The sequence below is a fragment of the Pluralibacter sp. genome, assembly GCF_019237635.1.
GTDB lineage: Bacteria > Pseudomonadota > Gammaproteobacteria > Enterobacterales > Enterobacteriaceae > Enterobacter_B.
On the sequence record NZ_JAFAGS010000143.1, the window covers coordinates 1 to 12011 of the forward strand.

General features: G+C 55.5%; 8 protein-coding genes. 2 read left to right on the forward strand and 6 right to left on the reverse strand.

The genetic code is table 11. The features are described 5' to 3' along the window. Positions 1–203 precede the first annotated feature (203 nt). The 6 genes from ygjK to ebgR all read right to left on the reverse strand — a co-directional run bounded on the left by ygjK (position 204) and on the right by ebgR (position 10351). Entirely contained in the window at positions 204–2450 is a 2247-nt protein-coding gene (gene ygjK, locus JO226_RS16360) for an alpha-glucosidase (RefSeq protein ID WP_293606820.1), read from the reverse strand. Between the two features lie 18 nt (positions 2451–2468). Continuing rightward, positions 2469–3902: an amino acid permease gene (locus tag JO226_RS16365; protein WP_293606821.1), complete on the reverse strand. Its 1434-nt coding sequence runs from the start codon at positions 3900–3902 to the stop codon at positions 2469–2471. Between the two features lie 229 nt (positions 3903–4131). Beyond that, positions 4132–5565, reverse strand: coding sequence for an amino acid permease (locus JO226_RS16370; RefSeq protein ID WP_293606822.1), 1434 nt, complete (start codon positions 5563–5565; stop codon positions 4132–4134). A gap of 94 nt (positions 5566–5659) precedes the next feature. Then, complete coding sequence (locus JO226_RS16375) at positions 5660–6109, reverse strand: beta-galactosidase subunit beta (protein ID WP_293606823.1); 450 nt, start codon at positions 6107–6109, stop codon at positions 5660–5662. Beyond that, positions 6106–9198: a beta-galactosidase subunit alpha gene (gene ebgA, locus JO226_RS16380; protein WP_293606824.1), complete on the reverse strand. Its 3093-nt coding sequence runs from the start codon at positions 9196–9198 to the stop codon at positions 6106–6108. The genes JO226_RS16375 and ebgA overlap by 4 nt, the downstream gene beginning before the upstream one ends. 169 nt (positions 9199–9367) lie before the next feature. Further along, positions 9368–10351 carry a transcriptional regulator EbgR gene (ebgR, locus tag JO226_RS16385; protein ID WP_293606825.1) on the reverse strand — a complete coding sequence of 328 codons (984 nt, stop codon included), beginning with the start codon at positions 10349–10351 and terminating at the stop codon, positions 9368–9370. 211 nt (positions 10352–10562) lie between these two features. Here ebgR and JO226_RS16390 point away from each other — a divergent pair, with 211 nt between their 5' ends. Together JO226_RS16390 and JO226_RS16395 are read left to right on the forward strand one after the other, a co-directional pair. After that, on the forward strand, positions 10563–10895 hold the full coding sequence (locus JO226_RS16390) for a tRNA-binding protein (RefSeq protein WP_293606826.1): 333 nt from the start codon (positions 10563–10565) through the stop codon (positions 10893–10895). A gap of 230 nt (positions 10896–11125) precedes the next feature. Further along, positions 11126–11824, forward strand: a complete 699-nt coding sequence (locus tag JO226_RS16395) for a winged helix-turn-helix transcriptional regulator (RefSeq protein ID WP_293606827.1) — start codon at positions 11126–11128, stop codon at positions 11822–11824. Positions 11825–12011 lie beyond the last annotated feature (187 nt).

Genomic DNA, 12011 nt, shown 5'->3' on the forward strand with positions numbered 1-12011 from the left:
CAAACGAAACTATTTTTCTCATGATTTTCTCTTTGGTTAAGTTTTGATGACATAGCCTGCGAGGCACGCCAGGCTGTGGTTCCCATCTTCACCCGGAACATCTGGAATTAAGTATAAATCCTGTTGCCAATACGGTTCTGGAACAGCGCCCATTGGATACTTGACCCTGATTTGTGTGATAAGCGCCAACCTCACACCCACATTCAGCCGCTTTTCCTGAAAAACTCGTTATATAGCATATACAAATGCGCTGCGCTCCAGGAGAAGTTCGGTGCGCCCTGCTGGGCGCCGGTGAGCGGGTTGTAGTTCTCCTGAATCGGCCCGTCGCCGGTTAATCCTTTGGCGTGTTTAAAGAACGCATCGGCCAGGGTTAACGCCTCGTCGCGATAGCCGTAGCGCGCCATCCCTTTGAGCCCAAACCAGAACTGATCCACCCATACCCGCCCGCGCCAGTAGATATCCGCGCCAAACGCCGGGTTGCTTAGCGCCGCGGTGCCGAGCGGGACGAAGGTGTTGAATTCTTTCGGGTCGAGCATCACTTTCACCACCGCATCGGCGTGCTGCTGCGTCGCTGCGCCGTTAAACAGCGGCGACCAGCCTTCCGGCCCCTTGCCGCGTTCGACAATGGGTATCCCGGCACAGCCATTCGCCAGCGGTTTGTCTTCAATGCGGATGTCGTAGTAAAAACCGCTCTGTGGGTCAAACATGCAGGTATTGATGTAGTCGGCAAGCTTCTGGGCAAGGTTGCGATAGCGTGCGGCATCCGCTTTTTTACCGAGCAGTGTCGCCATTTCCGCCAGATAGTGGTTATCGCTGTACATATAGCTTGCCTGATCGACCGACTCCTGTAACAGGGAGTAGCCGAGCAACGTGCCGTTGCGGTCGCGGTTTTCGGCAAATGAAACCGTCCAGTCGCTGGGTTTACCGCCGTTTGCGACGTATTTATCCAGCTGATCTTTATCGATAAAGCCAAATACCGCCGCGTCGTCACGGCCAGACTCCCAGGAGGCGGCCGTTTGAATATCGCTGTGGGTCTTATTGGCTTCATCGCGCGTGGCGCCGTATTCCGGCACGCCGTTGCCGTTGTGGTCGCGGTTACGCAGCCACCAGTTGTGGTAGGCCACAAGCCTGGGGTACATCTCCTCAAGCCACGTCTTGTCCTGGGTGACGTTATAAACCTCCATCACCGACCAGGCCGCGAGGCTTGGCTTGGTGTTGCGTTCGTTCCAGTTGCCACCGTCGCCGCCGCGCTCGGGGCTTGGGTTCCAGGCGATCAGATCCGGCACAAAACCGGCATCCTGCGGGCGTACCGGGTCGTCAGGCTGGACCTGCCAGGAGAAGACCGCCCGGATATTGTCTTTAGCAATAGCCGGGTTGAAATGGGCCATTGCGAAGGCCTGTTTCCAGGTATCCCAGGGCCAGGTCTGGTTGCCGGAGAACCAGCGGCCGGTCACCGATGGCGTCACCGTGTTGTATTTCACCGCGCCGCCGGGCGAACGCCAGTTGCCGTTGAGGGTTTCAATCGCCTTGACCGCAACGCGAGTTTGTTCTGCGGTGGCCTCCGGGTTGGTGAGCCCTTTTTGCAGATAGCCGTCCCAGCGTTTACGCGCGGTGTTCAGGTACCAGGACGGGCGCGCAAGAATATCGCGAATCTGCGCCTTCTCATGCCTCACCTCGGCGGCGGTCAGCAGATGCGAATAGGTGGTGTAAATCGTCGTGGAGCCGTTCACCTGCGCGGTGCTGGTAAAACGGTGTCCGTCGATGCGGGTCTGGATGGGTATTGATTTATGCACCTGATATTCCGATTCGCCGGAGGTCATCAGGTCGGAGGCGGCGCGTACTTTGCCAAACGAGACCGTCAGGCCGTCGTGGGTCGCGGCCAGACGTCGCCGGTAGTCCGCAAACGCCCCGTCGATGGTTTTATCCGACAGCGGCTTGCCCTCTTTTGCCTCCAGCTTTTCCAGCAGCTCGCCGTCCCACACCAGCGTCAACGGAGCATTGCTGGTGATACGGGTTTCCAGCAATGAAGTGTGAGGACTGGCAAAGCGCAGCGTCATCGCCACCCTGACGCCTTTGGCGGTCAGGGTCTGGAACAGCGCGCCGGGCTCGCTCCATGCCTGCAGGGTGAAGTCGACTTTTTTCCCGTTGCGGTACACCGTCAGGCGGTCAAAATTGGTCGCCATAAAGTTGATGTACTCTTCGGTCAGCAGCGCCGGTCCCGGAAATCCCCCCATGGTCGCCGGGCCGTCCGGCAGCAGGTGCCCGTGCCAGGCGCCCAGGTCGAAGAACGGGTTAAAGCGCTGGTGGTCGTCGCTGTCGAAATCATGCATGTACTGCGGCGCGCCGGTGCGGTTGATGACGTTTTTAAAGCCATCCGCCGTCGCCGCGTGCGACGATATGCTCAGCAGCAGCGCGCAGGTAAGCGGCGTCAGCGAGAGGGTTTTCTTCATGCTATCGGTATCCCTGCCTTAATGCGTATGTGACGCGGGTGAGGCTTCAATCTGCTGCTCTTCTCGCGAGAGCCCCTTGATATATTTACTGTATTTCCACCAGGCGAAGCCGAGGAAGATAACAATACCGCCGACGTTATAGAAAACGATCGTCAGAATATTGCCGCCGGTCGGGAAGGTCGAGGCGATAAAGCCGATGGTGAAAATCACGATCAGCATCGACACCACGATGATCCCGGTGCGGCGTGAGCCCATGGTGAAATCGCGCGGCAGATGATCGAGCTTCAGACGCAGGTTGAGGTAGGCCAGCATGATAAACAGCGGCGGCAGCATCGAGGCCGCGGCGGTCATGTTGATGATGGTGTTCATCAGATCCTGCACCGTGTTGGAGCCCATGGTCGGGATTATCATCAGCGGAATGACGATAAGGTACTGGATCCACGCCGCGCGCGCCGGGACGCCATTCTCATTCAGCTCGACGGTCTTTTTACCGAAAATGCCGGATGGGATTTCCGAGAAGAAGATTTTCACCGGCGTGGCGGTCCACATCAGCAGCGAGCCGAACATGGCGGTAAAGGAGACCAGGCCGACAAAGCGGTTCATCAGCCCTTCCGGCAGGCCGAAGTACGCCGCCAGACCGTGGAATACCTGCACCGAACCGCCGGTATATTTCAGCTCCTTACTGTGCACAAAGACGTTAATCAGCACGGAGGAGATGGAGTAGAGCACGCCGATGAAGATCCCGGCGAGGATGATCACTTTGACGAAGGATTTCGAGCCGCCCTTGACGTCGTTCACGTACACCGCCACGGACTCTGCGCCGCCTGCGGCCATGAAGATCCATGTGGTGATGCCGAGGAACGCCCAGTTGAAGTTCGGGATCATCGCATCGACGGTGATCGGATCCGCCGGTTGGATCCCGCCTGCCAGCGCAGCACCTGCCAGCATGATGTAAGAGAGGGTCAGCAGCAGCATCAGCGTGGAGGTGACCGAGGTAATCGGCCCCAGCATTTTCGCGCCGTTGGTCGACACCCACGTCGAGAAGGCGAACAGCACCATGCTCAGCACCGTGGTGGCGAACGGCGTCAGGATGTATTCATAGCCGAGGAAGGCATAGGACGCGTAGGCGATAACGCGCGGCAGCAGCGAGGTAAAGAAGAACAGGTTCACAAACCAGTAGGTGTAGGCGGTGATAAACGCCCAGCGCCCGCCGAGCGAACTTTTTACCCAGGCATACACCCCGGCTTCCGAGTTTTTATTCAGCGATACGAACTCGGCGATGATAAGACAGAAGGGAATGAAGTAAAACAGGGTCGCCAGAAAGAACATGGGCGCCGACGCCAGCCCCAGTTCGATGTTGTTATTGATGACGTTGTTAAAACTATAAACGGCGGCAAAGGTCAGTGAAAGCAGGCCGAACTTGCCGATTGTATTACGTTTGGTATCAGACATAACACATCTCCACACAATGTCCCTCAGAGGGTAGCTGAAAGGGCCTGTGTTGTTTGTAGGATAGAGGCGGTCAATGATTAATATGTATTTTAGTAAATATTTTAGTAAATAAAATCAGTAAAATTTATTTGCTTTAACTCGATCACGAAATTTCATTTACAACTTTGCAAACACCCGGCATAAAAAATCCCGCCAGCGACAGGGAACGCTGACGGGAAACCGGAAAAACCTATTTTGTCGCCTCAGGCGCGGCGGACAGACCTGCGACCTGATGCTTTTGTTGTTTTTTCTCAAAGCGCGTGATCCACCACCACGCCAGTCCCGAGAAGACCGCCGTCATAAAGACGTTGATAAAGAACGCATTGACCAGGTCCACGCCCGGCGGGAAGGCGGAGGCGGTCATGCTGACCACAAAAATCACGATAAGCATCGAAACCACGCTCATGCCGACGGTTTTGGAACCCATCCGGAAATCGCGCGGCGTGTCGTCGTGCTTCCAGCGAAAGACGAAGTAGGCCACCATGATGAACAGCGGCGGCAGCATCGCGGTGCCCGCAGTCAGGTTAATCGCCGTATTCATCATCTGCTGCACGCTTTGGGAGCCAAAGCCGTTGATAATCAGCATGATAAAGACAAAGAGGAACTGCCACCACGCAGCGCGCACCGGCACGCCGTGGGCGTTAAGCTCGGTGGTTTTCTGGCCGTAGATGCCCTTGGGGATTTCCGAGAAGTGAATTTTTACCGGCGCGGCGGTCCACATCATCATGCTGCCAAAGATGGCGATGAACAGGATAATGCCGACAAAGCGGCCCATCAGCAGCTCGGAGATATGGAAGTAGGCGCCCAGCCCGGTGAAGATCTCCACCATCCCGCCCGCGTAGGTCAGGTTTTCACGGGCGACAAAGACGTTCACCAGCAGCGACCCCAGCGCGTACATTCCGCCAATCAGCACCCCTGCGGAGATGATGACCTTAATAAAGGATTTCTGTCCGCCTTTGGTGTCGTTCAGGTACGCCGCCACGGTTTCCGCACCGCCGGCCGCCTGGAAAATCCAGCACATGATGCCAAGCGTTGCCCAGTTGATGGTCGGCTCCATCGCCGCGAGGGTGATAGGCTGCGCCGGAACGTGACCCGACCCCAGCGCGGTAAAGGCGCCGACCACGTATATGGCGAACAGCGCAAACACGCCGTAGGCGACGCACTCGGAAATTTTACCCAGCCAGGTCGCTCCTTTGGTGGAGATATGGGTCGCCATGGCGAACAGCACAATCGAAATCACCGAGGTGACCATCGGGGAGAAGGGGACGGCGTACCCCATGATGGCGTAGGAGGCGTAAGCCACCACGTTCGGCAGCAACGAAATGAAGAAGAACAGGTTGACGAACCAGTAAAGAAACGAGCCTAAAAACGCGGCGCGTGTGCCCAGGGGCTGCTTCAGCCAGGCGTACATCCCGGATTCGGAGTTTTTATTGGCGGAGACGAACTCGGCGATAATAAAAACGAAAGGAATGAAGTACACCACGGTGGCGAACAGAAAAATGGGCGCAGAGCTGAGCCCTAATTCGATGTTGTTGTTAACGATATTACGCACGTTAAACACCGCGGTGAACGCCATGGAAAGCAAGGCGAATTTACCTATTTTGGCGCGAACTGATTCGGACATACGTCCTCCGAAAAATCATAGTAACCCCTGCGGGGTCGATACCCGGCAAACCCGCGGCTGCACCGTGGGTTTGCCGTCCTGCATAACACGACAATCACTTATTCAGAAAATAACCGTCCTCAATGGTGACCCTGAGAATGACCTTCTTCACCGGGGCGTCGCAGATAAAACGGTAGGCCTCGCTGTTGTCGCAGACGATCATTTGTCCTTCGCGCACCTGGACGGTGTCGCCAATCCCCTTCAGGTATTCCCTGTCGGTTTCGTCGCGGTAGCACTCCACGGTCTGCAGCTGCGTTTTCGGCGCAAACTCAATTTTCTGCTGTCCCTGGAGGTAATAGTGCACCTCAAAGTAGCGGCGATGGCCGGTGAACAACGCATCGGTGGTGCTGTCGACCTCGACGCGATAGGAGAGTGAATCGCCGATCGAGTGCGCCACGCCCGGACGGATGTTATCGATGTTGTTAATGGCCTCCACACAGCGTTGCCACTTGCGTCCGCTGTGATAAACCTGCTTAAAGTGTTCTACGTTATCGAGAATTCTCATTTTTCAGCCTCGCTGTGCGAAACAGGGGAAAAGAAATCGGCGCCGAAAGCGTGGTTCGCCAGCACCTGCGAGGTGTTGCATCCGCCTTCCAGCGGCAGCAGCGTAAAGCCATAGTTGAACGGTTTGAGCCACACCCGCCAGCTGTCCAGAACTTCGCTGCCCCAGGAGTTGGAGCCGAGGCCCAGCACCTGGTCATCGAGGTTCAACGTGATGTCGTCGCTGCGCTGCAGGGCGTTACAGTGCTGGGCGGCGTGGAGGTTTTCCGCCGTATAGTGCCAGGCGCTGACGTTAATCGGTTTGCGCGGGACGACCAGCAGGCCGTTGCCGTGACGGTTGGTAAACGAGGCCCAGCGGACGTGCTGGCGGTTGCCGTTGTTCTGCGGGAACGGGTAGTTCTCGAACATCTCGTCCACGGTGGTACGCCAGACGTCGATAATGTTGCACTGCTGGCTGTCGGCATAGTTTTCGCCCGGGCCGCGGCCGTAGTAGTTCACCTGCTCAAACTCGCCGTTGATGCCCATCATAAAGCCGATGCACGGTACGATGTGCGGGTAGTCGCCATAACGTTCGCCCTGCAACTCCACGTTAATGTGTCCCTGCGGCGTTATCTGCCAGCGGTAGGTACAACGCATGCCGAAATCAAACACCGGCGGCGCAATGATGCTGCGGGTGGTAATGATGACGGTGTCGCCCTGGCGCTCGGCGTGAAACTCGCGCAGGTGCTCCTGCATGATTGGCAGGTGGGCCGGTTGCCACAACCCTTCATATTCCTGCTTGTGGTTATCAATCATCGGCTTGAAAAAGTTAATTTTCGGCTCGCGGGTGACCTGGTCGATGCCGTTGACCTGCCAGTGGGTCAACTTACCGCTGACTTTGGAGAACACGGCGCGGAAGTTGTGGCCGCTGATGGTGTAGCTCAGGCGCTCATCGGCAACGTTCAGCGGCGTGGCGCTGGCGTTGATAAGCGGTGTTTTCGCGGTCGTTTGCGCCTTTAACGGGAACTGATAGACGGCGATGGCGTGGTTGGCGTCGCTGTACAGCGTGCGGGAATCTTTCGTCACCATCACGTTAACGAACGCTTCGCGGTCGTCGAGTGCGGGCAGCGTAATCCGGACGTCGCGGACGCTGTTCGGCGCCAGGTCGCGCACTTTCAGCACGTCGCTGGAGAGCGTTTCACCTTCAGCGCGGACTTCGACGCGTAAGGTGTAGTCGTCCAGAGTGGAGAACCACAGTCTGTTGTCGACGCGCAACTCGCCGCGGGTCAGGTCCGTGGCCTGCACCTTCACCGGCGCGATGACCTGCTTGTATTCTCTGAGCCCCGGGCCCGGGGTCTGGTCGGAGTAAATTAACCCGTCGAGGCAGAAGTTGTAGTTGTTTGGGTAGTCGCCGTAGTCGCCGCCGTACTTGTACCACACCGCGCCGTTGTCGTCGGTCGCCTGAATGCCGTGGTCGCACCATTCCCACACGTAGTGGCCCTGAATGCTGTCATGCTGGTAAAAGACGTTCTGGTACTCCGTCAGGCCGCCGGGGCCATTGCCCATGGCGTGGGCGTATTCGCAGATAATGCGCGGCTTGGCGTGCGGGTACTCGCCGAACTCGTTCATCAGCGGCACGCGGGTATACATGGTGGAGATGATGTCCACCACCTCGGCGTCGCGGTCTTCTTCATAATGCACCAGGCGGGTATCGTCCAGCGCCTTTGTGGCGTGGTACATCGCGCGGATATTGCAGCCGTAGCCGGACTCGTTGCCCAGTGACCAGATGATGATCGATGGATGGTTTTTCTGCGCATGGACATGGCGCACGATGCGTTCAACGTAGATATGCTCCCAGGCAGGATCGTCGGTAATGGCGCTCAGGTTGCCGACGTTGGCAAAACCGTGGGATTCAACATCGGTTTCCGCCATCACGAACAGGCCGTAGATATCGCACAGCTCGTAGAAACGCGGATCGTTAGGATAATGGGCGGTGCGCACCGAGTTGATATTGTGCTGCTTCATCAACCGCAGATCGTTTTCCACGCGATCCATCCCCACGGCACGCCCCTTCAGATGGTCGTTATCGTGGCGGTTGACGCCGTGCAGCATGACGTAATGGTTGTTGATATAGAACAGCCCGTCGCGCACTTTGATGTCGCGAAAACCCACGCGCTGCGGGATGATCTCCAGAACGTCCCCGGCCGCGTTTTTCAGCGTCATCACCAGGTGATAAAGGTATGGGGTTTCCGCTGACCATTGTTGCGGCGCTTTCACGTCGATGGCGAAGTGGGCCTGCGCCTGCTTGTCGATCGTAATGTTGCCGGTTTTTCCCTGATGCAGCGCCAGGTCGCCGTCGAACAGGACATACTCCAGCGTGGCAACGTCGGGCTGTGCGGCGAGGTTTTCCAGCGCCAGCAGGCAGGAGAGCGTGGCGTCGCGGTAGTCGTCGTTAAAGTCGGTACGGACGGTGAAGTCCTGGACGTGCAGCGGGGTTTTCCCGACCAGGTAAACATCACGGAAAATACCTGCCGACCACCACATATCCTGATCTTCAATGTAGGTGGAATCGGCCCACTGCATGACCCGTACGCACAGCAGGTTATCGCCGGTTTTCACTGCGGCGCTGATATCGAATTCCGCCGTCAGGCGGCTGCCTTTGCTAAAGCCGATGTACTGGCCGTTAACGTACACTTCGAAATAGGTTTCGACGCCGTCGAATTTAATCAGGGTTTGCTTGCCCTGCCAGCCTTCGCTGAGGGTGAAGATCCGCTGATAGGCGCCGGTCGGGTTGTCGGTGGGGACATAGGGAACGTCAATCGGGAACGGGAAGCCTTCGTCGGTATATTGCAGCTGGCCGTGGCCTTCCATCTGCCACATGCCGGGCACGGTAATCGGCCCCCAGTCGCTGATGAACTGTGAGGTAAATGCCTCAGGCACTCGCATCGGGTTGCTGAAAAAGTGAAAATTCCATTGTCCACTGAGGGACAAAAAGCGGCTGCTGGTTTCACGGGCGAAGGTCCGTGCCTGCGCCGTTGAGTCGTACGAGAAGAAGTAGGCGCGCGGCGGCAGCCTGTTTTCATGAGTGAGCTGAAGATTTTCCCAGCGATTCATATCGCCTCCCTGAACGGATCTGAGTTGTTACCCTGCATTTTAGTAAAAGTTTTACTAAATAAAATGAGTAAAACCTATTTACTTTAACGAGATCACAAAATGAACGTTGGGGCGGTGGGGCGAGAAAACGGCCGGAAGCGCGGCTGGCGCGTTCCGGCGTCGTGCGACATTAACGGGTGGTGCCGCGCAGTTTGAGCTTGCTCGGAACAAAGACGTTCAGCGGCAGCGCGCGGCCGTCGCGGGCTTTTTCGAACAGCAGGTTGACGCCCTGGCTGCCCATCATTTCTGAATGGATGCGCACGGTCGACAGCGGCGGGAAGGTGAAGCGGGCGGTCGGGATATCGTTGACGCTGATGAGCGAAATATCCTGCGGGATAGCCAGGCCGCGCTCGTGGATGGCGCGCAGCACGCCGATGGCAATGGAGTCAGAAGCGACAAACAGCGCGTCCGGATAGTCTCCCTTTGCCAGCATGGTTTTTGCCAGCTCATAGCCTGACGAACTGGAAAATCCGCCCCGCCAGATGTCGGTATCGGACACGACGCCTTTGAGGTGGCCATACTCGACAAACGCCGCTTCGCGGATATCCGCTTTACCGGGGTCGTCTTCGCCGCCGATAAACCCGATACGGGTGGCGCCCTGGGCGATAAAGAAATCGATAACTTCTTTGGCGATACGCACCAGGTCGATATCGACGGCGTCATACTCGCTGCCCGGCTCGTGGAAATCGATAAAGCAGACGTTGTCAGTCAGCGAGGTCGCGGTGTCGCGAATCGCCTGCGAGGGCTTGCCGACAATCAGTACGCCGGTGGTTTTTTTCAGGTCAGGTTGTGTATTGTTGAGATAACAGTTGGTGAGCTCAATTCCCAGCTTCTCGCACTGCATTTCGATACCGTGACGAATGGCGAGGTAGTACGGGTCATTGATCTCCAGTTCCTGCTGGTAGCTGTAGAGCGCCAGAATATGGTGATGACCGACCGCGTGCACCTGGGTTTTGCGCGAACTGCTGGTTCTGTACTCCAGCTTTTCGGCGATCTCCAGGATGCGGTGCTTGGTTTCTTCTTTGACGTTCAGGGTCGGGTCGTCATTCAGTACCCGCGAGACCGTGGCCAGCGAAACGCCTGCTTCGGTTGCAATATCTTTTAATGTTGCCATCTTTTTCCTTAACTGACGTAAGCGCGCATCCATTGTAAAGCAAGCGCCGGTTCATGCATCTGTTTTCAGTAAATCTCTGGGGGATTATTTACGCTAACCGGGCGCATTTTCACGCTAAAAAGAGTGATGAAAGTAGCATTCCTGCCAGCATGATACTGAACTCTGGAAAAAGTTTTCTATCTTTTACTAAAATTTTACCTGGAGAAAAACGATGGAGACAGTTGCTTACGACGATTTCGCCAAACTGGAGATCCGTACCGGAACGATCACCGCAGTGAAACGCCACGAAAACGCTGATAAGTTGTACATCGCGCAGATTGACGTCGGCGGCCGGACACTACAGACCGTGACCAGTCTGGTGCCCTATTACCGGGAAGAAGAGCTGCTGGGGAAAGTGGTGGTGGTGCTGTGCAACCTGGCGAAAGTGAAAATGCGCGGCGAGGTGTCGGAATGTATGCTGCTGTGCGCCGAAACGGATGACGCCCGCGAGAGTGTTCTGCTGACGTCGGAGCGCATAATGCCTGCGGGTATTCGCGTGGTATAGCGTCTGTTCTTTGCCCTCTCCGTTTCGTCGGAGGGGGTTCCCCGCCTGTCTCTGATTGTTATTTGTACAGATCGTACAGGAAAATGTACACTGAAATTGGCGGTTATTTTACCGATTGTTATAATCCATAATATTAATGCGGAAATAACCTGTGCCATAATTCGCCGGTTTTTTTCCTCCGGGCTTTATTTCTGCTGCTTATTTTTTTTGCTTGTATTAAGGATTAACGCATGGACTTTCATACCATAAATGACGTCAATGGTGACGTCATGCATTCATTTACATTTGCTCAACAAACCAAGCCGATATTAGCACAAAATGTGCTATTTGAAGCGCTAATTCCTGTTAGTGAACCTTTCTCTCTGATGGCAAATGCAATTTATCAGTTTAGTCCAGATAAAGAAAATGCAGGCATTATATTGTTATCAAACGGTGTTGGTTCGCTCTGCCATACTCAAAATCATCTTTACATGTCATCTGCTTTTGCCCCATCTGTTCTGGGGCTTATTGACGGGTATAGCATTTATTATGATGTTCCTGCTCGCCCTCAGCATTATTTGTATGCTGAAACAGATTGCGAAGGGTATTTTGTTCCGTTGAATAAGTTTGTTGAGGTCTGTGATGCGAAAAACCTTTGGCATGACGTGGCGCGGATTTTAGCGCATCGTCTAATTGTCATGAGCGCGCGTGAGCAGGAGCTGGTGGGCGTGGACTCTTACCTGTCGGTACGCGCGTTAATTCTGGAGCTGTGGATCTATCCCGAAGCATACCGAAAGGGGATTAATGTGGTGAATTTCATACAACGTCGCACCGGCCTGTCTCGCAGCCGTACGATGACGCTTTTGTCCGAGTTACGCAAAGGGGGTTATATCACCATCGAACGCGGTAAGCTGACATCCATCAATCAAAAATTGCCTGCTGCGTATTGAAAGCCGTTAACCATCGGGGTTTGCAACCTGCACCGTTCTGAATTTTATATTACAGCTATCACTAAGAACATATTATATCTTGCGCAAACAGCGTTCGCGTTGGTGCTGGCGGGGACTCATTATACTAACACTAAAGAATAATCTGGTGTCAAAAAAACTGTATAAAACAGTGCCTTAAGAAATATCC

Coding starts and splice junctions, on each gene's coding strand:
- ygjK (WP_293606820.1), bottom strand. CDS start 2,450: ATGAAGAAAACCCTCTCGCTGACGCCGCTTACCTGCGCGCTGCTGCTG.
- JO226_RS16365 (WP_293606821.1), bottom strand. CDS start 3,902: ATGTCTGATACCAAACGTAATACAATCGGCAAGTTCGGCCTGCTTTCA.
- JO226_RS16370 (WP_293606822.1), bottom strand. CDS start 5,565: ATGTCCGAATCAGTTCGCGCCAAAATAGGTAAATTCGCCTTGCTTTCC.
- JO226_RS16375 (WP_293606823.1), bottom strand. CDS start 6,109: ATGAGAATTCTCGATAACGTAGAACACTTTAAGCAGGTTTATCACAGC.
- ebgA (WP_293606824.1), bottom strand. CDS start 9,198: ATGAATCGCTGGGAAAATCTTCAGCTCACTCATGAAAACAGGCTGCCG.
- ebgR (WP_293606825.1), bottom strand. CDS start 10,351: ATGGCAACATTAAAAGATATTGCAACCGAAGCAGGCGTTTCGCTGGCC.
- JO226_RS16390 (WP_293606826.1), top strand. CDS start 10,563: ATGGAGACAGTTGCTTACGACGATTTCGCCAAACTGGAGATCCGTACC.
- JO226_RS16395 (WP_293606827.1), top strand. CDS start 11,126: ATGGACTTTCATACCATAAATGACGTCAATGGTGACGTCATGCATTCA.